The sequence below is a fragment of the Streptomyces sp. NPDC003011 genome (assembly GCF_053591515.1).
Map to the genome: position 1 here is coordinate 20,605 of NZ_JBSFTY010000071.1, position 24,165 is coordinate 44,769.

Annotated in this window: 18 protein-coding genes and 2 pseudogenes; 15 read left to right on the forward strand and 5 right to left on the reverse strand. The window is 71.6% G+C overall.

Going from position 1 to position 24,165, the window contains the following annotated elements; translation table 11 throughout:
- Positions 1–21: 21 nt before the first annotated feature.
- On the reverse strand, positions 22–1,761 hold the full coding sequence (locus tag ACWD0J_RS30435) for a pyruvate dehydrogenase (protein ID WP_451499055.1): 1,740 nt from the start codon (positions 1,759–1,761) through the stop codon (positions 22–24).
- A 622-nt stretch (positions 1,762–2,383) separates the two neighbouring features.
- Here ACWD0J_RS30435 and ACWD0J_RS30440 point away from each other — a divergent pair.
- Entirely contained in the window at positions 2,384–3,151 is a 768-nt protein-coding gene (locus ACWD0J_RS30440) for a carbonic anhydrase (RefSeq protein WP_451499056.1), read from the forward strand.
- Between the two features lie 388 nt (positions 3,152–3,539).
- On the opposite strand, the gene ACWD0J_RS30445 is transcribed toward ACWD0J_RS30440, so the two are convergent.
- Positions 3,540–4,949 (reverse strand): glycoside hydrolase family 43 protein, encoded by a 1,410-nt coding sequence (locus ACWD0J_RS30445; RefSeq protein WP_451499057.1) that lies wholly within the window; start codon positions 4,947–4,949, stop codon positions 3,540–3,542.
- A 934-nt stretch (positions 4,950–5,883) separates the two neighbouring features.
- Between ACWD0J_RS30445 and ACWD0J_RS30450 the strand changes: the two genes are divergently transcribed.
- Positions 5,884–6,945 (forward strand): cytochrome P450, encoded by a 1,062-nt coding sequence (locus tag ACWD0J_RS30450; protein WP_451499058.1) that lies wholly within the window; start codon positions 5,884–5,886, stop codon positions 6,943–6,945.
- Between the two features lie 167 nt (positions 6,946–7,112).
- Here ACWD0J_RS30450 and ACWD0J_RS30455 read toward each other — a convergent pair whose 3' ends face one another.
- A complete protein-coding gene (locus ACWD0J_RS30455; RefSeq protein WP_451499059.1) occupies positions 7,113–7,604 on the reverse strand; it encodes a hemerythrin domain-containing protein in 492 nt (163 codons plus the stop codon).
- Between the two features lie 231 nt (positions 7,605–7,835).
- Positions 7,836–8,303: a winged helix-turn-helix transcriptional regulator gene (locus tag ACWD0J_RS30460; RefSeq protein WP_451499060.1), complete on the reverse strand. Its 468-nt coding sequence runs from the start codon at positions 8,301–8,303 to the stop codon at positions 7,836–7,838.
- A gap of 92 nt (positions 8,304–8,395) precedes the next feature.
- Between ACWD0J_RS30460 and ACWD0J_RS30465 the strand changes: the two genes are divergently transcribed.
- The 3 genes from ACWD0J_RS30465 to gap all read left to right on the forward strand — a co-directional run bounded on the left by ACWD0J_RS30465 (position 8,396) and on the right by gap (position 11,233).
- Complete coding sequence (locus ACWD0J_RS30465; protein WP_451499061.1) at positions 8,396–8,896, forward strand: PaaI family thioesterase; 501 nt, start codon at positions 8,396–8,398, stop codon at positions 8,894–8,896.
- 276 nt (positions 8,897–9,172) lie between these two features.
- Positions 9,173–10,129: a GlxA family transcriptional regulator gene (locus ACWD0J_RS30470; protein ID WP_451499062.1), complete on the forward strand. Its 957-nt coding sequence runs from the start codon at positions 9,173–9,175 to the stop codon at positions 10,127–10,129.
- A gap of 105 nt (positions 10,130–10,234) precedes the next feature.
- Entirely contained in the window at positions 10,235–11,233 is a 999-nt protein-coding gene (gene gap / locus ACWD0J_RS30475; RefSeq protein ID WP_451499063.1) for a type I glyceraldehyde-3-phosphate dehydrogenase, read from the forward strand.
- 272 nt (positions 11,234–11,505) lie between these two features.
- On the opposite strand, the gene ACWD0J_RS30480 is transcribed toward gap, so the two are convergent.
- Positions 11,506–12,477, reverse strand: coding sequence for an ABC transporter substrate-binding protein (locus ACWD0J_RS30480; RefSeq protein WP_451499064.1), 972 nt, complete (start codon positions 12,475–12,477; stop codon positions 11,506–11,508).
- A gap of 280 nt (positions 12,478–12,757) precedes the next feature.
- On the opposite strand from ACWD0J_RS30480, the gene ACWD0J_RS30485 reads away from it, so the two are divergent.
- The 10 genes and pseudogenes from ACWD0J_RS30485 to ACWD0J_RS30530 all read left to right on the forward strand — a co-directional run.
- Complete coding sequence (locus ACWD0J_RS30485; protein ID WP_451499065.1) at positions 12,758–14,149, forward strand: alpha/beta hydrolase family protein; 1,392 nt, start codon at positions 12,758–12,760, stop codon at positions 14,147–14,149.
- A gap of 461 nt (positions 14,150–14,610) precedes the next feature.
- Positions 14,611–14,944 (forward strand): annotated as a pseudogene (locus ACWD0J_RS30490) (hypothetical protein).
- A gap of 409 nt (positions 14,945–15,353) precedes the next feature.
- A complete protein-coding gene (locus ACWD0J_RS30495; protein ID WP_451499066.1) occupies positions 15,354–17,483 on the forward strand; it encodes a hypothetical protein in 2,130 nt (709 codons plus the stop codon).
- Positions 17,484–17,580: 97 nt separating this feature from the next.
- Positions 17,581–19,089, forward strand: coding sequence for a GT4 family glycosyltransferase PelF (gene pelF, locus ACWD0J_RS30500; protein ID WP_451499067.1), 1,509 nt, complete (start codon positions 17,581–17,583; stop codon positions 19,087–19,089).
- Complete coding sequence (locus tag ACWD0J_RS30505; RefSeq protein WP_451499068.1) at positions 19,086–20,501, forward strand: hypothetical protein; 1,416 nt, start codon at positions 19,086–19,088, stop codon at positions 20,499–20,501. The genes pelF and ACWD0J_RS30505 overlap by 4 nt, the downstream gene beginning before the upstream one ends.
- A 76-nt stretch (positions 20,502–20,577) precedes the next feature.
- Positions 20,578–21,579, forward strand: a complete 1,002-nt coding sequence (locus ACWD0J_RS30510; protein WP_286060779.1) for a GDP-mannose 4,6-dehydratase — start codon at positions 20,578–20,580, stop codon at positions 21,577–21,579.
- A 50-nt stretch (positions 21,580–21,629) separates the two neighbouring features.
- A complete protein-coding gene (locus ACWD0J_RS30515; RefSeq protein WP_451499069.1) occupies positions 21,630–22,343 on the forward strand; it encodes a sugar phosphate nucleotidyltransferase in 714 nt (237 codons plus the stop codon).
- 7 nt (positions 22,344–22,350) lie between these two features.
- Positions 22,351–23,250 (forward strand): NAD-dependent epimerase/dehydratase family protein, encoded by a 900-nt coding sequence (locus ACWD0J_RS30520; RefSeq protein ID WP_451499070.1) that lies wholly within the window; start codon positions 22,351–22,353, stop codon positions 23,248–23,250.
- On the forward strand, positions 23,247–23,909 hold the full coding sequence (locus ACWD0J_RS30525; RefSeq protein ID WP_451499071.1) for a spherulation-specific family 4 protein: 663 nt from the start codon (positions 23,247–23,249) through the stop codon (positions 23,907–23,909). The genes ACWD0J_RS30520 and ACWD0J_RS30525 overlap by 4 nt, the downstream gene beginning before the upstream one ends.
- Positions 23,906–24,165 (forward strand): annotated as a pseudogene (locus tag ACWD0J_RS30530) (hypothetical protein); the annotation flags it as partial. The gene ACWD0J_RS30525 and the pseudogene ACWD0J_RS30530, both read left to right, overlap by 4 nt.

Genomic DNA, 24,165 nt, shown 5'->3' on the forward strand with positions numbered 1-24,165 from the left:
GGTGGACGCGGGGGAGGGGCATCAGGGGCGGGGGATGTTGCGCAGGTTGGCGCGCGCCAGGTCGAGCATCTTGCCGACGCCTCCGTCGAGCACGGTCCGGCCCGCCGCGAAGGCGAACCCCTTCACCTGGCCGGCCGAGATGTGCGGCGGGATCGACAGCGCGTTGGGGTCGGTCACCAGGTCGACCAGAACCGGTCCGTTGTGGGCGAGGGCCTGCTTGAGACCGGGTACGACGTCCTCGGGGCGTTCGATGCGGATCGCCTCGATGCCCGCGCCGCGGGCGATCGCCGCGTAGTCGACCGGCCCGTGGTCGGTCTCGTACTCGGGCAGTCCTTCGACCAGCATCTCCAGCTTCACCATGCCGAGGGAGGAGTTGTTGAAGACGACCGTCTTCACCGGCAGGTCGTGCAGCTTCACCGTGAGCAGTTCGCCCATCAGCATGCCGAGTCCGCCGTCGCCGGACATCGAGATCACCTGGCGGCCCGGGTAGGCGGACTGGGCGCCGATGGCGTGCGGCAGCGCGTTGGCCATCGTGCCGTGCAGGAACGAACCGATCACCCGGCGCCGCCCGTTGGGGGTCAGATAGCGCGCCGCCCAGACGTTGGACATCCCGGTGTCGACGGTGAACACGGTGTCGTCATCGGCGAGTTCGTCCAGGACCGCGGCCGCGTACTCGGGGTGGATCGGGACGTGCCGCTCGACGTTGCGGGTGTACGCGGAAACCACCGTCTCCAGGGACTTGGTGTGCTTGTGCAACATGCGGTCCAGATACGAACGGTCCCGCTTCGCCTCCACCAGCGGCAGCACCGCCCGCAGCGTCTCCCGCACGTCGCCGTGCACACCGAGGTCCAGCACCGTACGGCGGCCGAGATGCCCCGCGTCGTGGTCGACCTGCACGGTCCGCGCCTGCGGCAGGAAGTCGTTGTACGGGAAGTCGGTACCCAGCAGGACGACCAGGTCGGCCTCGTGCATCGCGTCGTAACAGGCCCCGTAGCCCAGCAGCCCGCTCATGCCGACGTCGAAGGGGTTGTCGAACTGGATCCACTCCTTGCCGCGCAGCGAGTGCCCGACCGGGGCGGCGACCTTCTCGGCGAGCGCCATGACCTCGGCGTGCGCGTCCCGGACGCCGGCACCGGCGAACAGCATCACCTTCTCCGCCGCGTTCAGCTTCTCCGCCAGCGCCCCCACCTGCGTCTGCGGCGGGACGACGCGACCGCGCTCGGTGACCAGGTCGCTGGTCCCGGTCGGGTGGGCCGCCTCTGCATGCGCGACATCGCCCGGAACGACGAGCACCGACACCGCGCTGTTTCCGAGCGCGCGCTGCATGGCGATGCGCAGCACGCGGGGCATCTGCTCAGGCGTGCTGATCATCTCGCAGTAGTCGCTGCACTCGGTGAACAGCCGCTCGGGGTGCGTCTCCTGGAAGAAGCCGGTGCCGATCTGATGGGACGGGATGTGCGAGGCGATCGCCAGCACGGGAGCCCCGGAGCGGTGCGCGTCGTACAGCCCCTGGATCAGGTGCGTGTTGCCGGGGCCGCAACTGCCGGCGCACACCGCGAGCCTGCCGGTCAGCTGCGCCTCCGCCGCCGCGGCGAAGGCGGCGGCCTCCTCGTTGCGTACGTGCACCCACTCGATGCCGTCGGTACGCCGCACCGCGTCGACCACCGAGTTCAGGCTGTCGCCCACCACTCCGTAGATCCGCTCCACACCCGCCTGGCGCAGGATGTCCACCAGTTGCTGGGCCACGGTCGGATTCCGCATCACGAGGTCTCTTCTCTCGGGCTGCACACCCGTGTCGTCTGCTTCTGGCCGCCACGAAAGTCCTGGCGCTCCGGGTTCCGGGTGCCACGTACGGCTCGGATCGAGGTGTTCCATGTGTCCGGTAACCGTTCCCAGTCTTGCTCATGCCGTATGAACACGAAGAGGAGGATCGCCGCGTCGATGTGCAAGCCTTGCGCTGGTTTCCGGGCCGTCGACGAGGGTGTGGCCGTCACGGAGACCGCCCGTGCTCGGGTGCGGTGCGTGGCGGCGGAGGGAGCAGGCGACCGGCGGAGCAGTCAGGCGGACGGCGTTGCCGGCTCTTGGGGGCAAGGGTCGCCCCGTCCTGTGCGGCACCACGGCCAAGCCGGGGTGACACGGGTTCGACGGGTCCGACCCGGCCGCCACACCTCGTAACACCCCGTGACGGTACGCGGTTTGGACAGATCCTTGTCCCGCGCTGTACCGGCGTTGTACGGACCTTTACCGTCCTCCCGCCACAGTGGATCACCCCGCCACCGGGGAGAAGGCGCCCGAAGCAGGCACCGGACGAAGCGTCCGACCGTCTGCCTTCCCGCCAGGTTCGCCGGGGCGATCCCCCACAAGGCCGGAAGGAAAGACACACATGGGCAGTGCTGGGCAACCGCAGCGCAGAGCCGTACTCACCGGAGGGCTGGTGGCCACCGCGGCCCTCGTCACCGGATGTTCGTCCAAGCCGGACAGCACCGAGAAGACGGCTGCCGCCGGGGCGGCGGCGCAGTCCGCCTCACCCGCCGCGAACGCGCGACCGGGCTCTCCCCGGAGCGCCTTCGCGAGGCTGGTGGAGGGCAACGAGCGGTGGGTGAACGGGACGCTCCAGCATCCCGACCGGGACCCCGAGCGCCGGGACTTCGTCGCCGCGTCGCAGGATCCCTACGGCGTGATCCTCTCGTGCATCGACTCCCGGGTGCCGCCGGAGCTCCTCTTCGACACAGGGCTCGGTGATCTGTTCGTGCTGCGCACCGGCGGACAGGTGGTCGGGCCGGTGGTCACGGGTTCCGTCGAGTACGGGCCCGTGACGTCGGGAACCCCGTTGATCGTCGTGCTCGGCCATCAGCGCTGCGGTGCCATCAAGGCGTCGTACGAAGCGATGCGCGACGGCAAAGAGCTTCCCGGCAACCTCCAGGCGATCTCACGGGCACTGCGGCCGGCATATCGCGCGACCCTCAAGGAGAAGGCCGACGACCCCGTCGACGCCATGACCCGCATACACATCAAGCAGACCGCCGCCGATCTGCGGTCCAACAGGGACCTCGCTCCGCTGGTGAAGAAGGGAGAGCTGGCCGTGGTCAGCGCCTACTACTCGCTCGACACCGGCCGGATGGAAGTGCTGGCCGGCGCACCCTCCGCCTGACGCGCCGGCGGCAGCGCGCAGGTGTCACGGTGAACCGGCAGACGCATGCCGACGCCGCGCACCGTGGCGCCCGGACGTCAGCAAGGGTTCCGCCTCGGCCGCCCCTGCCGCACCGCGCGGAAGTGGGCCCGGGCTGCCACCGGAGATCGCGGAGGCGGCGCCTTTCGAGCTGCCGGCCATGGGGACGGTCGCCTCCGGCCGATCCCCTGCGCCGTCCCCGGTCCCGACCCGGCCGGGGAAGAGCGCCGGCCGCGGAGAACGGAACCTCCGCCGGTAGCTCTGCACGGCAGGCGGTGACGTCTCCCCGCCTGCCGTGGAGGTCTCGGTCCCGGCCCTCTGCCGCACCGGGACAGCCGGAGTGAGTCCGGGCGGGCCGAAGCCGGCCGTGTCAGTAGCCGACAGAGAAGGTGGCGTCGGCCTTCTCCGTCGTGGTGGAGACCGGGTCGATGCGAAGGGCGAAGTTGGAGTGCCTGATGTAGCGGGTCGGGAAGTTGTAGGAGCGGAACGACGTCCAGGCGGAGTCGGCCAGGCCTGCTGTCTTGTGGAAGGTGGCGTCAGCGGCGAATGCCGTCGTGCCGTCGTTGACGTCCAACTGCAGTTGGTAGTTGAAGTGCCGCAGGTAGCGGGTCGGGTTGTTGACCGACTGGAAAGAGACGCCGGATGAGTCGGCCAGCCCCGCGACGATCCTCCACTGCGAGTCCTGGTACGGGTCGAACGGGTAGGGGTCGATACGGCCGATGTAGGAGGCGTGCCGGACGTAGCGGTCGGGGAAATTGTAGGACTTGATCCGGTTCCAGCTGGGCGCACCCCACTTGGCGACCAGGTTGTCGTACTCGGTGCCGCTGATGGGCTGGACGGTGCCGTGCTTGGAGTTCAGCGGCTGGGTGTAGAGGCGCTGGCTGACCGGGGTCCAGGTGCCGGCGGCGAGGTCGTTCGTCTGCCAGGCGTAGAAGACGCCGTTGGGCGTGTAGGTGTCACCCCACAGGTACCACGTGCTCGACGTCTGCGATTGCACGAGGATCGGGGCCTCGGTGCCGCCGCGGGAGACCCCGGTGGTGGTGAAGGTGGTGAAGCTGCCGGGGGCGAGGGAGGTGGACTTCGCGCCCAGGAGGGTCCCCTTGGTGTTGTCCTTGAAGTAGAGATAGTTGACGCCGTTGACGTTCATGGCGAGGTCGCCGTCGATCGTGTCGTAGCCGGGGTCGAAGAAGACCTGCGGTGCGGAAACGGTCTGGAAGTCAGTGGTGTAGTTGATCATCAGGACGTTGTGTCCGCTGCTGTTGACGGACGAGTAGAGAATTCCGTACTGGTTGCGGGAGGCGTCCCAGAACGCCTCGGGCGCCCAGCTGTGGGTGGCCATGGTGTGCAGCTTCAGCAGGTGGTAGCTGGTGAAGGAGCGCAGGTCCGCCGACTCCCAGACGTGGATGTACTGGCTCTGCGCAGTCCAGTCCGTTCCCGTCAGGTCCGTTGCCATCACGATGAACGTGCCGTCCTGCTTGCGCAGGATGAAGGGGTCACGCAGGCCGCCGGTGCCCAGGGTGGGCGTGACGACGGGGTTGTTCTGGTTCAGCGGCATCCACTGCAGACCGTCGGTGCTGACGGCCAGGTGCAGAGCGAAGCTGTTGCCGTTGCCCTTGGGGGACTCGGTGAAGTAGCCCATGACATAGGCGGGCCCCGTCGCCGCGCTGGCGGACTGGGCGGCGAGGGTCAGCGTCGTGCTCATGGCCAGGGGCACGGCCGCGGCCATACCGAGAAACAGTCGGCGTGACGGCCGCGGGGCGGGACGGGGGCCTGTGCTCATCTGCTCTCCAAAGGACGTGCGGGAGTGGGGGATCGGTCGTCTGATCCGGGATGAGTCACGCCAGATCACCGGATTGTCGAAATATCGAACTAGGTCCGGTAAACCGATCAGAAGGTAGACAGAAGGTAGACGTGAGACGTGTTTCGGTCAATGAGTTCGTCACGGCTCAGCCAGACAGCGGCCGCGAGCACCCCTGACCAGAAGGCAGGCCGGCCCTCACCGCGGTGTGTGGGCGCGTGCCGATTCCGGCGAGGGCGCGGCTGAACACGACTACTGGGCCAGTCTCACCGGGGAACAGGCTGCCCCGGCAGTGACCTGACCGCCGAGGACATCGCGGAGGCAGCGCCGGCACAGGGCGGATGTGCCCTCGCGGTCGTGGACCGGCTCCAGGCCGCCCACAGCCCCCGCCTGCCGTTGTCCGGGGACCGTCTTCCGGACGCCCCCCCGGTCCTGGCGTCCCTCGCGCGCACCCTGCACGTGCCGGTGCTCGCCATCCCCGTATGGCCGGTGTCTCCTCCGGTCGGGCCCCGACGGCTCTGGAAGGGTGACATCCGCATGGTCCGCTTCAGGTGTCGGACGCAGCCGCCGATGGATCGCATGTGCTGGAGACGCCTCATGTCTCCATAGCGTCGATCGGCAAGGAGAACCATGTCCCGCGCGATGGTGCTGTGTACGAGACGACCTGAGGCGCCACCGGCAGAGACCTCGAGTGTGACGAGCGCTGGACGCGGCTCGCGTCGTCGGCCTGAGCAGGAGAGAGGCGGCCAGGCTCATGACGTCCGACTCCACGGCTGAGGTGTCCGCTCCCCGGGTGAGGTTCTGGCCGGTGGATGATCTGCCGGCCCTCACCCCTGATCCTTTCCTCGACGAGGTGCTCAGCGGCGAGCCGGTCACGCGTGTCAAGCTGCCGCACGGTTCGGGTCACGCTTGGCTGGTGACGCGTTACGAAGACGTCCGCTTCGTCACCTCAGACCCGCGCTTCGTGCGTGATCAGGTCGTCGGCCGCTCCGTGACCAGCATGTTCCCCGAACCCGTCGCATCGCAGACGGCGGGGCTGCAATACCTCGACCCGCCCCGGCACACCCACCTCCGCAGGGTCGTCGCAAGGGCCTTCACCACCAAGAGCATGGAACGGCTCCGTCCGGTGGCGGAGCGCACCGCGGCAGAGCTGCTCGAGAACATGCAGAGGGCCGGAGCGCCAGCCGATCTGATGGAGCACCTGCTGGGCCCCTTGCCCATCGCGGGCGTCTGCTCCCTGCTCGGGACGGAGGAAGGCGACTGGCGCCACTGGGCCGCGACCGCAGAAGAGGCTCTGTCCGTCGCCGGGGACAAGCAACGCAGCGTGGCGGCACGAGAGGTGACACGCGAGCGCATCATCGAACTCCTGGACAGCCGCCGTGACGCACCCGGCGACGACCTGGCGGGAGTGCTGGCACAGGCCGCGGCCGTCGGAGAGATCACCGGCGACGAGGCCGTGTCCCTGGCGACGGCGGTGTACGTCAGCGGCGGCCACGCCGTGCGGAACAACAGCGGCTCGATGATGTACGCCCTGCTCACCCACCCCGAACACCTCCACCGGCTGCGCCGCGAACCGGAACTGCTGCCCCGGGCCATCGAAGAGCTGTACCGCTACGTTCCCCACCGCAACGGCGTCGGCATCCCCCGGATCGCCACCGAGGACGTCGAGATCGGCGGACACGTGATCAGGGCAGGCGACGTCGTCTACAACTCCTACCTCTCCGCCAACCGCGACCCCGTCGTCTTCCCCCACCCCGACAGCCTGGACTTCGACCGGGAAGACGCCGGCCACCTCAGCTTCGGGCACGGCCCCCACTACTGCCTGGCCGCCACGATGGCCCGTATGGAAGCCGCAGTGGTGATCAGATCCGTACTGGACCGCTTCCCCAGGCTCCGGCTCGCCGTCCCCGCCGGCGAAGTGGAATGGCTGCACGGAGGACCCATCCGTGGACCGAGAACCCTGCCCGTCACCTGGTAAGTGCCTAAGCCGGTGCCAAGGGGTTCGGCACTGTCGTGGAAGGCCCGGCGGCGAAGTACGGGTGCCGGCGCCGGCGCCGATCGCAGCGCGAGACGGGTTTGTAGGGCCCTGGGCGGGCCCTGCACCTGCATCACCGGTGAGCCCGACGTCGCGACGACGGGCTCCGGTCAGGACTGGACGATGCGGCGCACGTTGTCCACGGTGCCGCAGCCCTCCTTCAACTGGCGTTCGCGCTCTGCCAGGAACGCCTCGCCCAGCTCCTCCCGACGCTCCATGGAGACGTTCTCGCGTGCTCCGTTGAGGATGGTGCGCTCCTCCTCGTCGGCGTGGTGGGTGATGGCCTCCACGAGCTCTTCCAGCTTCTCGTCCCACTCCTCGGAGCCGACCTCGTCGACCTCCAGGAGCTCCAGGAGTGCCTTGTTGCCCTCCTCGTGCTCCTCCTCGCCGTGCTCCACCTCTTCGTCGTCGATGTGCTTGTAGCGCTTGAGGGCGGGGTAGACCTTGGCCTCCTCGGCCAGCGCGTGCGCGATCAGCAGGTCGGAGAACTCCCGCAGGGCGGCCGCCCGGTCAGCTTCGACGCTGCGCATCAGACGGAAGAGATCCTCCATTCTGCGGTGATCATTGAGAATGAGTTCGACGACGTCTCGTGTCTCGGCCATGGAACGGGCATCACCTTCGTGCGAGGGAACCTTGCCGGAACCGATTACCCACGCTCGCCGTGTTCAGTGTTCCCGGCTCTGTAACGGGTCGCGAGAGCGGGACCGGGATGATCGGAGCGGCTCCCAGGGGCGGCGAAGGGTCGGTTGACACACGTGATCGCGATCGGCATATCGCGAGCGGCAGGTGGTTCCGATCGCTGATCAGTGATCGGGCGGGCCGGGGTCGACGGCTCATGTCCGCGGGCGAGCTCCAGGTCCCAGCCGGGCGGTGACTTCCCCGGGAGTGAGGGCGGAGTGTTCCGCGGAGCACTCGACGACGACGCGGACCGGAGCGTCGCAGCCGGTGTGACGGACATCCAGTACGGGGCCCTCGGAGCCGAGGGCGTAGGTCTCGCCCCACTGGCTCAGCGCCATCAGGACGGGCCACAGATCCCAGCCCTTGCGGGTCAAACGGTATTCGTTGCGGGGGCGGCTGCCCGGCTCCTGGTAGGGGACGGTCTTCAGGACGCCGGCCGCGGTCAGCTTGCGGAGGCGGTCGCTGAGGACGGCCTCCGACAGGCCGATGTGGCGGCGGAAGTCGTCGAAGCGGCGGACCCCGTTGACGGCGTCACGCAGGATCAGCAGCGTCCATTTCTCCCCGACCACGTCGAGCGTGCGCTGGACGGGGCAGTTCTCGGTACTCGCCTCAAGCCACTCCATCCCGCCATCGTAAGGGTCTGGCTTCGTCATTGACAGTCAGGTGAGCCCGCAGCTAGCTTCACTTGTAAAAGCCAGAGGGGAAGGCGTCGGTCGTGGGACGAACACGTACGTATCAATGGGAAGATCCCGCGCTCCTGGCGGAAGCCGCCGGACGCATGGCCGGCATCGACTTCCTGCGCGAGCTGCGGGCGGGGCGACTGCCGGGGCCGCCCGTCAACTACACCGTCGACTTCACTCTGGACGAGGTGGAGCCCGGCAGGGCGGTGTTCTCCCTGACGCCGGGGGAGGAGCACTACAACCCGATCGGCAGCGTGCACGGCGGCATCTTCGCCACCCTGCTCGACTCGGCGGCGGGCTGCGCCGTCCAGTCCATCCTCCCGCAAGGCATGGCGTACACCTCACTCGACCTGACCGTGAAGTTCCTGCGGCGGATCACCGTGGAGACGGGTACGGTGCGCGCCATCGGCACGGTGGTCGACAAGGGCCGCCAGACCGCACTCGCCCAGGCCCAGTTGATCGACGCGACGGACCGACTGCTCGCCCACGCCACCAGTAGCTGCATGCTCTTCCCGGTGCCTCCCGCCCCGAGGTGAGCATCGGCGGTGACCGGTGATGTCCGTGCGGCGACGCCGGACTCCCTCGACCTCGGCGCAGAACGCCGGGATGCGAGGGGAGACAGCCGCGGCGCACGGCGGTGGCGGCCCGTGACTCCAAGGGGTGCCGGACCGCCGTACGCCCAGTCGTGTCGAGGCGCTCGACGTCGGTGATTCGCCGGGCGTCGGGGGCCTTGGTCAGGCGGCGTGGGCGGGGTAGTCGGTGCAGCCGGTCGCGCTGCCGCTGTAGCGTCACGCCCCACGTAACCTCTTCCTGTGCCAGCCTCCCGCCTGCATCGCGTCGCCGTCCTTGTGCTCGAGGGTGCGAAGCCGCTCGATGTCGGCATCCCCGCGCAGGTGTTCACGACCCGCGCGAGCATGCCGTACGAGGTGCGGGTGTGCGGGGCGACACCCGGTCCCGTGACCGGCGGCGATGGCCTCGCGTACCACGTCGCCCACGGCCTGGAGGCGCTCGCGTGGGCCGACATCGTCTTCGTCCCCGGCTACCGGTTCCCGGACCGCGACGACCCGCCGCAGGCCGTCGTCGACGCACTGGTCGCCGCCCACGACCGGGGAGCGCGGCTCGCCGCCATCTCGACGGGCGCCTTCGCGCTCGCCGCCACGGGCCTGCTCGACGGCAGGCGCGCCACGACGCACTGGCACTACACGCGGGCACTCCTGGCCAGGCATCCGCTCGTCCAGGTCGACGAGAACGTGCTGTTCGTCGACGAGGGCAGCGTGCTCACCTCGGCCGGCGCCGCCTCCGGCATCGACCTGTGTCTGCACATCCTGCGCGGCGACCTCGGAGTGGCCGCGTCCAACCACGCGGCCCGGCGTCTGGTCGCCGCCCCCTACCGCAGCGGCGGCCAGGCCCAGTACGTGCCGCGCAGCGTCCCCGAGCCGCTCGGCGAGCGGTTCGCCGCCACCCGCGAGTGGGCGCTGCACCGGCTCGGCGAGCCTCTCACCCTCGACATACTGGCGCGGCAGGCCGGGGTCTCGCCGCGCACCTTCTCCCGGCGCTTCGTCGAGGAGACCGGCTACACCCCGATGCAGTGGGTGATGCGCGCCCGCATCGACCTGGCCCGCGAACTGCTCGAGCGCTCGCAGCGCGGTGTCGAGCAGATCGCCGCCGACGTCGGGCTCGGCACCGGTGCGAACCTGCGCCTGCACTTCCAGCGCATCCTCGGCACCACACCGAGCGAGTACCGGCGCACCTTCACCCGGGGCGAGTGACCCGCGGCACCGCCTGGCGGGATCCTTTTGAACCGTGGCGATCCCGCCACTGTCAGCGGCGACGGCCGCGGGCGAGCCTGGTGGGGAAGGGAAGGGACACCACTCATGACTCGCATCGCCATCAACGGCTTCGGCCGCATCGGACGCAATGTGCTGCGCGCACTGCTGGAGCGCGAGAGCGCCCTTGAGGTCGTCGCCGTCAACGACCTGACGGAGCCCGCCACTCTCGCCCGGCTGCTCGCCTACGACAGCACGGCCGGCCGGCTCGGACGCCCGGTGACCGTCGACGGGGACACCCTCGTCGTCGACGGCCGCCGGATCACGGTGCTGGCCGAGCGCGAACCGGCGCAACTGCCGTGGGCCGCGCTCGGCGTCGACCTCGTCCTGGAGGCCACCGGCCGCTTCACCTCGGCCAAGGCCGCCCGCGCCCACCTCGACGCGGGCGCGAAGAAGGTGCTCGTCAGCGCGCCGTCGGACGGCGCCGACGTCACGCTCGCGTTCGGGGTCAACACCGACGCCTACGACCCGGCCGTGCACACGGTTGTCTCGAACGCCTCCTGCACCACCAACGCGCTCGCGCCGCTGGCCGCCGTCCTCGATGAACTCGCCGGTATCGAACACGGGTTCATGACGACGGTGCACGCCTATACGCAGGAGCAGAACCTCCAGGACGGTCCGCACCGCGACGCCCGTCGCGCCCGGGCCGCCGGCGTCAACATCGTGCCGACCACGACCGGCGCCGCCAAGGCGATCGGCCTGGTGCTGCCGAACCTCAACGGCAAGCTGTCGGGCGACTCGATCCGGGTACCGGTGCCGGTGGGCTCGATCGTCGAACTCAACACGACCGTCTCCCGCGACGTGACACGCGACGACGTGCTGGCGGCGTACCGCGCCGCAGCGGAAGGGCCGCTCGCCGGCATCCTCGAGTACTCGGACGACCCGCTCGTGTCGTCCGACATCACGGGCAATCCCGCCTCGTCGATCTTCGACTCGGCCCTCACCCGCGTCGACGGCCGCCACGTCAAGGTGGTCGCGTGGTACGACAACGAGTGGGGCTTCTCGAACCGCGTGATCGACACGCTCGAGTTCCTCGCCACCCGCTGACCGGAGGTCGGACGGGGGAGCGGCTGCTGCGGCCCTCTTGCGGCGCACGGCCCCGGCTGGACGGGGGAGACCAGCCGGGGCCGTGCGCGGTGGCCTGCGGAGGGCGGTCGCCTCGCGGCGAAAGGCTCCGTGGGGCTTCAGCCGGACGATCGTCCCCACGGGCAGGGGTGAGGCCCGGGGACGCTGTCCCCTCCGCAGCCACGTATGGATGAACGGTCAACCATCCTCGGTTGTTCCCTGTCCCGGCCCGGTGACGGCGGTGCGGGCGCCGGTCATGAGAACAGGGCGTCCAGATCGGGCTTCTTGCCTCCGAAGAGGCCGTCCTTCTCGCTGAGGGCGGCCAGTTTCTCGAGGGAGGCCCTGTCGACGTCCGGCGGCCAGCCGGGCAGGGTGAGCTTCGCCAGGACATCGCCGCTGATCTTGGTGTAGGTGGTGAGGATCTGGCGCGCCTCGTCCGGGTGGTCGGTGGCGTACCGCAGCGACTCGGTCATGGCGGCGGTGAAGTTCTTCACCAGGTCCGGGTTCCGCTTCGCCACCTGGGTGGAGGTGAAGTACGTCGCGACGGTGAGCTCGGGGTCCGTCTCGGCGAACGGCGAGGCCACGACGCGGGCGCCCTGTGCCTTGGCCACCGTCATCGAGGGCTCGCCCATCCAGGCGGCGTCCACCCGGCCGGCGTCCAGCGCGGCCGGCATCTGGTCGAACGGTATCTCCACGAACTCGACCTTCGACGGGTCGCCGCCGGCCTGCCGGACCGACTCGCGCACCGTGGTGTCCCCGATGTTCTGCAGGGTGTTCACCGCGACCGTGCGCCCCGCGAGGTCCCTGGCCGACTTGACCGGACTGTCCTTCTTGACGGCCACCCCGGTGACGTCGGCCCCGACCTTGCCGTTGGAGGCGGCGCCGTTGACCACGGACCTGACCGGTACCCCCTTCACCTGGGCCACCATCAGTGACGTCGTGTTGCTGAACCCGAACTGGAACTGCCCGCTCACCACTCCGGGGATGATCGCCGCGCCCCCCTGGGCGCTCACCATCTCCAGTTCGATGCCCCGGCTGCTGAAGAACCCCTTCTCCTGCCCGAGATAGAGCGGGGCGACGTCGACGATCGGGATGATGCCGACCTTGACCGTGGTGGTCCCGCCCGAGGACGACGTACCCCCCGCCCCCGAGTCCGACGATCCGCATCCGGCCGCGCCGACGACCGTGATCAGTACTGCGGCAAGCCCTGGAATGCGCCTGTGCATGGGCTCCTCCTGAGGAAAGCACCTGTGGACGGAGTGAGGGGGCTGGACAAGCTGCGCTGCGCGCACCGGCCGGGTGAAGGCGCACGGGCTTGAGCGAGCACGTCGGCACCGGGCACCGAACTCGCCCCAGCGGGAGGAAAGTCGCTTATGTTGTGCACTTTCTTGACGGCGAAAATCTACACACCTACCTTCACGCTGTCAGCACTCCGGACAACTGAGGTTGCGACAGCTCCCCGTCCTGCCCGCCCCCCACCAGGAACCCCGAGAAGGAGCTCCGCCCATGACGACCCGCACCAGAACCCGCACACTCATCGTCCTGACGGCACTGCTGCTCTGCGGTCCCGTCGCCCCGGCCGCCCACGCCACGGGCCCCGCCGCGCACGTCGAAGGGACCCTGCCGTCCGGCGCCGCCTACCTGATGGACGTCCCCGGCCGCTGGAACGGCACCGTCCTGCTCTACAGCCACGGCTATCGCCCGGCCGGGCCGGCCAACCCCGCCCAGAACGGCCCCGACGATGCCACCAAGTCGCTTCTCCTGGAAGCGGGTTACGCGCTGATCGGCTCCTCGTACGCCACCACCGGCTGGGCGGTGACCGACGCGGTGCCGGACCAGCTCGCCACCCTCGACGCCTTCACCGGACGCTTCGGCCCGGCCCGCGAGACGATCGCCTGGGGGACTTCGTACGGCGGCCTGGTCACCACCGCCATCGCCGAACGTCACCCCGACCGCATCGACGGTTCGCTCTCCATGTGCGGCCTGGTGCAGGGCGGCGTCGCCAACTGGAACAGCACCCTCGACCCCGTCTTCGCCCTGAAGGCCCTGCTCGCACCGGACTCCGGCATCAAGCTGACGGGGTTCGGCAGCCCGGGCGAGGCCGCCGCGGCGGCGCGGACCCTGTCCACCGCTGTCTCCGGGGCGCAGGCCACGAGCACCGGCCGGGCCCGCGTCGCGCTGGCCGCCGCGCTGCACGACATCCCCGGCTGGAACGACCCCGCCCAGCCCCGCCCCGAACCCACCGACTGGGACGGTCAGCAGGCCAACCAGTACCAGGGGGTGATGGGCCTGTTGCGGTTCCCGGCCTTCTCCTGGCGGCAGGAGGCGGAGAGCCGCGTGGGCGGCACCATGTCCTGGAACACCGGGGTCGACTACGCCGCCCTGCTCCGCCGCTCCCCGCTGCACAAGGAGGTCGCCGAGCTCTACGCCAAGGCCGGGCTGTCCCTGAAGGCGGACCTCACGACCCTCAACCGGACACCCCGGATCAAGGCCGACCCGGCCGCGGTCGAGAAGATGGCCGCCACCAGTTCCTTCACGGGCAGGCTGGTCAAGCCCCAACTGGCCATCCACACCACCGGAGACGGCCTCATCCCCGTGCAGGCCGAGAGCGCCCTGCGCCGGGCGGTCGTCGCCGCCGGTTCGGCTCCCCTGCTGCACCAGGCCTATGTCGAGAACGCCGGCCACTGCACCTTCAGTCCGGCCGAGCAGATCGCCGCCCTGCACACCGTGGAGGACCGCATCGACACCGGCCGCTGGAAGGCCGCCGACCCCGACGCCCTCAACGCCCGCGCCGGCGAGGCCGATCCCACCGCCGCCGCCCGCTACGTCCCGTACCGCCCCGCCGCCTACCCGCGCCCCTACGACCTCGTCCACCCCGCCGACCGCCCCCGCGGCTGATCCGAACCCGCGGCTGATCCGGGTCCGCCCGCCGGGACGACGGCGGGCGGGCGTACCGGGATCGAGACCCACGCGCCGGGCGCGGCCACACCGTCCGCTCCACGCTTCCCCGCCGGTCCGTCGGGCCCGCGGACGCTTCCCCGACGGACCGGCGGGCGGCCGGGAGTGTCCGCACCCCGCGCCGACGGGGGAACGGCCCCCCCGGATCTGATACCGGACCTGATACAAGCCAATGTCATCCGTCGGCCCCGGGAGCCCGTCGGCGTCCCCGCCCGGCCGGACCACCGCGTCGCCCCCTCGTCACCGCGCGTCGACAGAGCCTTCTCGGTTCCCCGCCGCTTCATCACGCGGCCTGCACGCGGTGCACACTTCCGGCCGGAACGGCGTCGCGCGCGCCCCGGTCCGGGCAGACGGTGTGTTCGCCGCCTGCATGGCCTCCCAGGCCGCTGCGATCACCACTCATGGCGCACCTGGGCCTAGGTGCCGCCCTCGCTTTGTTCGGTCTGACCCCCGGTGCGAGCGCGTCCGCACCGGCGCCGGCCGAGCTGACGTTCGCCACCGACAGCGCCACCACCCCTGCTCCGGAACCGGCCCCGCCCACCTCGGCACCACCTACGGCGCCACCGTCCCGCCCGGCCAGAGCCGCACCGTCACGCTGACGCTCCAGGTCGCCGCCGGCTCCGGCTGCAACGGCACCATCGGCTTCTCCTCGTACTGCTACGCCGAGTTCAGCGACAGCGCGAACGCCAGCGGCGGACGGTCCACACGCCCGAGACGCGCGTGCTGTGCGCCTGACGGCCCGTCGCGCACGCCTGTGACCGTGGTGAGCGTGACCTGAAATCGGCCTGTGACCGGGCGCGCCCAGCACGGCGAAGGGGATCGGCGTCGAGCCCGGCGGACCCCGGTGGTCCGGCGGTGTGCCGTCCCGGCGCCACCAGCACTCGGGGCCCTCGCGTCCATCGGGCCACCCGCGCCACCACGACGGAAAAGTGCCCGACCCGGTTCCCTGGACGCCCCGTTGGACACCTGTGCTTTTCCGTCATGTTTCGCAGCATGACCACAAAAGCTACACACCTGCCTCACTATGTGACGCGACGGATGCGTCGACGACTGGCTTCTGAGGGGGACGCCGGCGTCACGCCAGGGGGTGCGTCCGCTCCATGGGAGCCGTGCTCACCCCTGCCCGGGGAGGGGACTTCACCGCATGAAGCGGACCATACGCACGACGGCGCTGACGGTGGGCGCGCTCGTCGTCGCGCTCGGCCTGCCGGCCGGGGCGGCCCACGCCGCCGACATCACACCCCGCATCGACCTGCGGGTGCTGGTGGTGAGCGACGGCGGCCCGTCCACCGACGCCATCGCGGCGGAACTGGACGCGGCCGGGACGCCGTACACCGAGATCGACCTCACGCGGTCCGACCGGCCCGTGATCGACGCCGGCTTCCTCGCGGACACCGTGGACGGCCGGCCGCGCGCGAGGTTCCAGGCCGTCGTCCTGCCCAACGACAACCCGTTCGCGGCCGGTTCGACGGAGATGGCCGCCCTCGCGGCCTACGAGCAGACGTACGCGATTCCCCAGGTCGACGCCTACACCTACGCGCGTCCGGAGGCGGGTCTGCGGTACCCGGTCCACGGCGGCTACGCCGGCGGCATGGACGGCGTGCAGGCCTCGGTGACCCCCGCCGGCCGGGCGGGCCCCTTCGGCTACCTCGACGGCGCGGTGCCCTTCGAGGACAACGACCCGAACGTGGGCGAGAGTTACGCCTACCTGTCGACGCCGACGGCGGGCGCCGACTTCACCTCGTACGTCGACGCTCCGATCCCCGGGCAGGCGACACGGGGCTCGCTGGTGGGCGAATACCGGCACGACGGGCGGCGTGAGCTCGTCGTCACGTTCGTCTACAACCAGTACCAGCAGCAGTTCCGGCTGCTGGCCCGCGGCATCGTGGAATGGATGACCGGCGGCGTCCGTCTCGGCGCCTCCCGCAACTACTTCGCCGTGCACGTGGACGACGTGTTCGCCGCCGACGAGCGCTGGAACACCGCCCTGAACTGCAGGCCCGGCGACGTCGACTGCGCCGACCCCGACGCCACGCCCGACCCGATCCGGATGACGCCCGCGGACGTCGACCACGCCGCCTCCTGGCAGGACGGCCACGACTTCACCCTCGACTTCGCCTACAACGGCGCCGGCAGCGACGACCGCCGCGAGGACAACAACGGCGCCGACGCCCTCGCCGACAAGCTGATCGCGGAGCGGAACCGGTTCCGCTGGATCAACCACACCTACTCGCACCCCTTCCTCGGCTGCGTGCAGGACACCGCGACCGTGCCCTGGAAGTGCGCCACCGACGCCGACGGCAGTACCCGGTGGGTCGGCCGCGCGGAGATCTCCGACGAGATCGCCACCAACCGCGTATGGGGGCAGACCGCCGGACTCCCGCTGGAGAACGGCGAGTTGGTCACCGGTGAGCACTCGGGCATCAAGGTGCTGCCGCAGCAGCCCGAGGACAACCCCAACCTGGCGCTCGCCCTCGGCGACAACGACATCGCCTGGCTCGGCTCGGACAACTCCCGTGAGCCCGCGCAGCGTCAGGCCGGCCCGGCCACGACCGTCCCCCGCCACCCGATGAACGTCTTCTACAACGTGGGCCGGGCGGCCGAGCAGGTCGACGAGTACAACTGGATCTACACCAGCCGCGCCCAGGGCGGCAGTGGCGCCTGCGAGGACAACCCGGCCATCATGACGTGTCTCGCGGCGCCGCTGGACATCACCACCGGCTACGCCGGGCACATCGTGCCGCTGGAGACCCGCATCGCGCTCGGGCACGTGCTGTCCAACGACCCCAAGCCGCACTTCATCCACCAGTCCAACCTGGCCGAGGACCGCATCGCCTACCCGGTGCTGAGCGGTGTCCTCGACGGCTACGACGCCCTCTTCGCGGACAACGCCCCCGTGGTGAACCCGCGGATGAAGGACATCGGCACCGAACTCGCCCGCAGGGCCGCCTGGCAGGCCGCTCTCCGGGCCGGTGAGGTCAGCGCCTACCGCATCGGTGCGCAGGTGACCGTCGAAGCGCCGGACGGGCTGGCCGTGACGGCGACCGCGCCCGCCGGGACCACGCTGGCCGGCGCCGCCTTCGGCACGCCGTACGCGGGCGAGGTGTCCGGCTGGACGCCCTCCGCGGGCACCCCGCTCGGCCTCACCCTGCCGGCGCCCGCCGACGCCCCGGCGGCCGGCACCTCCGGCACCGCGCCGGCCACGGAACCCGCGCCGGACACCCGTGTCCCCGCGGGCGTGAGCGAGCCGGTTCCGTACACCGCGGACAGCTGAGGGCGCACCGACCCAGGGACCGCTCGAAGGTCGCGGCCGCCCGACGGCGGCCGGGGCCGGTACGAACCACCCCACACCTCGGCCGTGGAGCACATCGATGCACGTTCCCCACGGCGCGCGACGCCCCGGCGCGACGCGCGTCACCCTGCTCACCGAAGGCACCTACCCGCACAGTCACGGCGGCGTGAGTGTCTGGTGCGACCAACTCGTCCAGGGCATGCCCGACATCGACTTCGACGTCATCGCCGTCACCGGCACCGGACGCGAACCCGCCGTCTGGGACCTGCCCGCCCATGTCTCGCACCTCCTGTCCGTCCCCATGTGGGGCGCCCCGCCCGAAGGCCGGGCGCCCCGGGGCCGGGCCCGCAACCAACTCGCCGCCGCCTACGAGCAGTTCCTGACCGCGCTGGTCGATCCCCGCGCCGAGGCCGGGTTCCCGCCCGCCCTGTACGCCATGGCGCGGGCCGCGGCGGACGGAGCGCTGAGCCCGTTCCTGCGCGGCGACCGGGCCGTCACGATCCTGGCCGACGTGTGGAACCGGCCGGGCCGGGCCGTGCGCGAGGCCCGGCCCACCCTGCACGACGCGCTCACCGCGACCGCCCTGCTGGAACACGCCCTGCGCCCGCTGGCGGCGCCGGCACCCGAGGACGGGGTGGCGCACGCCGTCAGCGGAGGGGTCGCCGTGCTGCCCGGCCTCGCCGCGCTCGAACGGCACGGTGTACCCCTCCTGCTGACCGAGCACGGCGTCTACCTGCGCGAGCGCTACCTCGGATACCGCACCGCCCCCTACCGCTGGCCGGTGAAGGCCGTCGTCCTCGGGTTCTTCCGGCTGCTGGCGGAGGAGAGCTACCGCCGGGCCTCCCTGATCACGCCGGGCAACCGCTACAACCGGCTGTGGGAGGAGCAGGGCGGCGCCGACCCGGAGTCCATCCGCACGGTCTACAACGGCGTGGACCCGGCCGCGTTTCCGCCGGCCGGACCCGAGCCCGAGGCACTCACCCTCAGCTGGGCGGGCCGGGTCGACCCCATCAAGGACCTGGAGACCCTGATCCGGGCCTTCTCCCTGGTGCGGGCCCAACTCCCGGACTCCCGCCTGCGGTTGTTCGGCGGGACACCCCGGGGCGGGGAGGCCTACCGGGAACGGTGCGAGGCGCTGGCCGCCGGCCTCGGGCACGCGGACGCCGTCACGTTCGAGGGCCGCGTCGACGACATCAAGGACGCCTACGCGGCCGGCACCATCGTGATGCTCTCCAGCATCAGCGAGGGCTTCCCGTTCACCCTGATCGAGGCCATGTCGTGCGGACGGGCGACCGTCTCCACCGACGTGGGCGGAGTGCGGGAGGCCGTCGGCGACACCGGACTGGTGGTGCCGCCGCGTGACCCGGACGCGATGGCGGCGGCCGCGCTGGACCTGCTCCGCGATCCGGGGCGCCGCCGGGCGATGGGCGAGGCGGCACGGCTGCGGGTGATCGAGCAGTTCACCCTGCGCCAGACCATCGACACCTTCCGCTCCATCTACCTCGAACTGCCCACCCGGACACGGCAGCCGGAACACCTCACGACCACGTCCCAGGTGCTCGCGCCGATGAGCACGGTGGCCGGATGAGCGGCCCGATATCCCTCGAACCGGGCGGCGCCGAACAGGACACCCTGGCACTGCGGCTCGCCGAGCCCCGCCCCCCGCGCCGCCGGCCGCGCTGGGCCCTGGACGACAGCACGCTCGCCATCCGGCTGCCCCGGAGCGGCCCGGACGAGGAGGCGGTCAGCGAACTGGCCGCCGAGATCGCCGACCGCGTCGGCCCCGCCGTCCACCCCTACGAAGTGGCCGCCCTGCTGGAGGCGGAGGGCCTGTCCGCCTCCCTGATCAAGGAGCGGTACGGCCACCCGAACCTGTTCTCGCTCGCCTCCGCGCTGTACGACCGGGTGCCGCGCACCTTCCCGGAGCCCGCGCCGACGGCCGACCCGTGGCGCCCCGACACCGTGCGCTGCCTGCTGCGGGGCGTGCTGTTCGCCCTCCCGGGGCTCGCCTACCTGCTGACCGCACCGCTGTGGAACGCCGGCGGCCACGCCCCGGCCCTGATCGTGGCGGGACTCGCCTCCTGGGCCTGGGGCCAGGCCCTCGGCCACCGCGCCCACCTGCGGATGGCGACCGGGCGGCGGGAAGCGGGCCGTACGCTCCTGGTGGGCGCGCCCCTCGGAGCGGCGGCCGCCACCGCGATCGCCGCGCTGCCCGCCGAGGCCGGCCCGGTGACGCTGGTGGCGGCCGCGCAGTCGGCGTACCTCGCGGCGGCGGGCGTCCTGCTGGTGCTGGGCCGGGAACGGCTGCTGCTGGCCGTGCTCAGCCCGCTGGTCGCCGGTGCCGCCGTCCTGCCGTGGTGGGAGCCGGGCTCCCTGCTGCGGGCCGGGCTGCCGCTGCTGGCACTGCTCGCCACACTCGCCGTCACCGGCCGGGCCCTGTACACCGTCCTCGCCGTGCCGCCCGTGCCCGGCGCCACCCGGCCGCGTCTGCGATGGTCGCTGCCGTACGGCCTGTTCGGGCTGGCGGCGGGTGTGCTGGTGCTGCTGGAGGGGAGGGAGGAGCCGTACGCGGTGATCGTGCTGACGGTCAGCATGGGCCCGGCGGAGTGGCTGCTGTACCGCTTCCGGGGGCTGTCGGTCGCCGCGCTGCGCGCCACCGCCACGCCCGCCGGATTCCTGCTCCGCTCGGCCGGCATCCTCGCCCTCTGCCTGTTCGCCTACCTCCTGCCGCTGCTGCCCGCGGCCCTGCTCACCGGCTCCGAGCCGGCCGCCCTGCTGCTGCTCGGGGCCGTCCTGTGGACCGCGCTGCTGCTCCAGGCGTTCGGGGCGGCCTGGCCGTCGGCCGCGATCTCCCTCGCCGCCGCGGGCGGCGCCGGGGCGGTCACCGTGCTGCACCTGCCACCCGGCCCGTCGGCGCTGCCGCTGTGCTGCGGCGCGGCGGCGTTGTCTCTGGCGGGGTGCGCGCTGTGGCTCCTGGGACGGCCCGCCCCGCACGTCTGACGTACCCGCCGACACCTCCCGTCCCCGCACGATCCGTCGCCCCACTCCCGCCCGAACAACCGGAAGGACACCCGAGTTGACCTCCGCACCGCTCGCCGCCGTCACCGGAGCCGAGGGTTTCATCGGCTCCCACCTCACCGAGGCACTCGTCGCCTCGGGACACCGCGTCAGGGCCATGGCCCAGTACAACTCCTTCTCCTCCTACGGCTGGCTGGAGACCCTGCACCCGGACGTCCTCGACCAGGTGGAGATCGTCCTCGGCGACGTCCGCGACCCCGGCTCGGTCCGCGGCCTGCTCGAAGGCGCCGACACCGCTTACCACCTGGCCGCGCTGATCGCGATCCCGTACTCCTACCAGGCACCGCACAGCTACGTGGACACCAACGTCACCGGCACACTCAACGTGCTGGAGGCGGTGCGCGCGCTCGGTACGCCCCGCCTGGTGCACACCTCGACCAGCGAGACGTACGGCACCGCGCGGACCGTGCCGATCACCGAGGACCACCCCATCAACACCCAGTCGCCGTACGCCGCTTCGAAGGCGGGCGGGGACCGGCTGGCCGACAGTTACCACGCCAGCTTCGACACCCCGGTGGTGACGCTGCGGCCGTTCAACACGTTCGGGCCACGCCAGTCGATGCGCGCGGTGATCCCCACCGTCATCGGCCAAGTGGCGGCGGGGGAGCGCACGATCACCCTCGGCGACCTGCGGCCCACCCGGGACTTCACCTTCGTCAAGGACACCGCTCAGGCGTTCCTCGCCGTCGGCACCGCGCCCGCCGCCCAGGTCGTGGGCCGCACCTTCAACGCCGGCACCGGCGGGGAGATCTCGGTCGGCGACCTCGTCGCGCTGATCGGCAAGGTGATGGACACCGCCCTCGACGTACGCGAGGACACCGCCCGCATCCGGCCCGCGAACTCCGAGGTGATGCGGCTGGTCGCGGACGCGAGCCGGCTCGCCGCCGCCACCGGCTGGCAGCCCGCCCACACCCTGGAGGAGGGCCTCGCGCACACCGTGGAGTTCTTCCGCGACCCGGCCAACCTCGCCCGCTACAAGACCGGCATCTACAACATCTGATCCCCGTCCGGCACAGGTCCGCGCACGCACATCCACGAAGGAGGAGCCCCATGCACGTAGTGATCCTGGCGGGAGGCAAGGGTGTCCGGTTGCGGCCCTACACCACCGCCCTGCCCAAGCCGCTCGTCCCCATCGGCGACCAGCACGCCATCCTGGAGATCGTGCTGCGCCAGCTCGCCACGGCCGGTTTCACCAGTTGCACCATCGCCATCGGCCACCTGGGCGAGATCATCCGCGCGTACGTCGGCGACGGCTCCCAGTGGGGCATGAGCATCGACTACGCCACCGAGGAGAGCCCGCTCGGCACGATGGGCCCGCTGCTCACCCTGCGGGACCGGCTGCCCGAGTCGTTCCTGGTGATGAACGGCGACGTCCTGACCGACCTCGACTACGCCGACGTCCTGTGCCGGCACCGGGAGTCGGGCGCGTCCTTGACCATCGCCACGTACGCCCGCAAGGTGCACATCGACTTCGGGGTGCTGACCACCGATGCGAGCAGGGTCGTCGCGTTCACCGAGAAGCCCAGCATGGACTACCGGGTCTCCATGGGTGTCTACGGCCTGTCCCGCTCCACGCTCGACGGCTACACGCCCGGACTGCCCCTGGGCTTCGACGAGTTGGTGCTCGACCTGCTGGCCGCCCAGGACCAGCCGCACGCCTACGACTTCGACGGGTACTGGCTGGACATCGGGCGCCCGGACGACTACGACCGGGCCAACGCGGAGTTCACCAGCCGCAAGTCGCTTCTGCTCAAGGGAGCCTGAGCACCCCATGCGCATTCTCGTCCTGGGACACACCGGTTACCTGGGCCGCCACGTCGTCGAGGGGTTGCGTGCCCTGCCGGGCGCGCAGGTCCTCGGCGGCGGCCGCTCGTCCGCCGAGTTCCCCGTCGACCTGGCCTCCGTCCGCCCCGAACGACTGGCGAAGACCCTCGCGGCGGCAGCTCCCGACACCGTGATCAACTGCGCGGGTGCGACCGGCGGCGACGCCGTGACGCTCGCGGAGGTCAACGCCCGCGGCCCGGCGGTGCTGTGCGCCGCGCTGCGTGAGGCGGTGCCCGCGGCGCGCCTGGTGCACCTGGGCTCGGCCGCCGAGTACGGCCCCGGTGCCCCGGACAGCCGGGTCCCGGAGTCGGCGGCCACCCGCCCGGTCGGCCCGTACGGCGCGACCAAGCTCGCGGGCACGGTCGCCGTGACCGCCTCCGGCCTGGACGCGGTGGTGCTGCGGGTGGGCAACCCGGTGGGGCCCGGTGCGCCGGCCGCCGGGCTGCCCGGCCGGATCGCGGGACTGCTGCGCGGGGCCGGCCCGGACCCGCGGGCGGTGCTGCGACTCGGTGACCTGTCCGCGTACCGCGACTTCGTCGACGTGCGCGACGTGGCGCGGGCGGTGGCGTGCGCGGTCACCGCCCCCGGCCCGCTGCCGCCCGTCCTCAACATCGGCGGGGGCCGGGCCGTTCCGGTGCGCGACCTGGTACGGGGCCTGGCCGACAAGGCCGGCTTCCGGGGACGCATCGAGGAGAACGCCGCCGGCTCGGCCCGCTCGGCGGAGGTGTCGTGGCAGTGCTCCGACATCACCGCCGCCGGACAGGCCCTGGGCTGGCGCCCGGCGCACACCCTCGACGACGCGCTGACCGCGTTGTGGGAAGACGGGGGAGGCGACGGCAGCCCGTGAGCCTGCTGATCCCGCTGTACGTCCATCCAGCCGAGGACCCGGGCGCCTGGCACCGGCTGATCACGGCCGCCGCCGACACCTACGGGGTCGTCCTCAACCCCGCGAACGGGCCGGGCGACACCCCCGATCCCGCCTTCACCGCGGCGGCCAAGGCGCTGCGCGCGGCCGGGGCGCGGCTGCTCGGGTACGTCGACACCGACTACGGGGTGCGTGAGACCGCCGTGATCGCCGAGGACGTACGCCGGCACCAGGAGTGGTACGGGGCCGACGGCTGCTTCCTCGACCGGGTGACGGCGACGCCGGACGGGCTGTCGGCCTGCCGCCGGCTGGTGCGGGCCGTCCGCCGGCTCGGTGCCGGGACGGTCGTCATCAACCCCGGGGTCCATCCGGCGCCCGGCTACGCCCGTCTCGCCGACCTGACCGTCACGTTCGAGGGCCACTGGTCGACGTACGTGTCGGCGTTCAGCAGACCGGCGTGGGCCGGCCGGCATCCACCGGAGCGGCTGTGCCACCTGGTCTACGGCGTGCCCGAGGCGCTCGTACCCCTCGCGGTACGCACCGCGCACGAGCGTGGCGCGGCCGTCTGCGGGCCCGTGACCGGCGAACCTCCCAATCCGTGGGCCGAGTTGACCCCCGCGCTGACCGGGTCGCAGCGATGAGGAAGACGGCGCTGACCTCCGCGGTCCTGCTGGCCTCGCTGGGGGCCTCGGCGCTGACCGGCTGCTCCTCCGGCACGTCCGGCACGTCGACTACGGGCGGCAGGGCGGACGGGGGCCGGTCCGCCGACGTACACGGCTCCGCGTCCGGCGCGCCGCGCACGACCGGTCCCCGGACGATGAAAGCCTCACACCACCTGGTGCAGCCAGCGGACCGGAGCGCCCTCACCCGCCGGCCGGCCCGCGCCATCCGCCACCC

Coding starts and splice junctions, on each gene's coding strand:
- ACWD0J_RS30460 (WP_451499060.1), bottom strand. CDS start 8,303: ATGGAGTGGCTTGAGGCGAGTACCGAGAACTGCCCCGTCCAGCGCACG.
- gap (WP_451499063.1), top strand. CDS start 10,235: ATGACTCGCATCGCCATCAACGGCTTCGGCCGCATCGGACGCAATGTG.
- ACWD0J_RS30440 (WP_451499056.1), top strand. CDS start 2,384: ATGGGCAGTGCTGGGCAACCGCAGCGCAGAGCCGTACTCACCGGAGGG.
- ACWD0J_RS30480 (WP_451499064.1), bottom strand. CDS start 12,477: ATGCACAGGCGCATTCCAGGGCTTGCCGCAGTACTGATCACGGTCGTC.
- ACWD0J_RS30445 (WP_451499057.1), bottom strand. CDS start 4,949: ATGAGCACAGGCCCCCGTCCCGCCCCGCGGCCGTCACGCCGACTGTTT.
- ACWD0J_RS30505 (WP_451499068.1), top strand. CDS start 19,086: ATGAGCGGCCCGATATCCCTCGAACCGGGCGGCGCCGAACAGGACACC.
- pelF (WP_451499067.1), top strand. CDS start 17,581: ATGCACGTTCCCCACGGCGCGCGACGCCCCGGCGCGACGCGCGTCACC.
- ACWD0J_RS30495 (WP_451499066.1), top strand. CDS start 15,354: ATGAAGCGGACCATACGCACGACGGCGCTGACGGTGGGCGCGCTCGTC.
- ACWD0J_RS30485 (WP_451499065.1), top strand. CDS start 12,758: ATGACGACCCGCACCAGAACCCGCACACTCATCGTCCTGACGGCACTG.
- ACWD0J_RS30455 (WP_451499059.1), bottom strand. CDS start 7,604: ATGGCCGAGACACGAGACGTCGTCGAACTCATTCTCAATGATCACCGC.
- ACWD0J_RS30520 (WP_451499070.1), top strand. CDS start 22,351: ATGCGCATTCTCGTCCTGGGACACACCGGTTACCTGGGCCGCCACGTC.
- ACWD0J_RS30515 (WP_451499069.1), top strand. CDS start 21,630: ATGCACGTAGTGATCCTGGCGGGAGGCAAGGGTGTCCGGTTGCGGCCC.
- ACWD0J_RS30435 (WP_451499055.1), bottom strand. CDS start 1,761: ATGCGGAATCCGACCGTGGCCCAGCAACTGGTGGACATCCTGCGCCAG.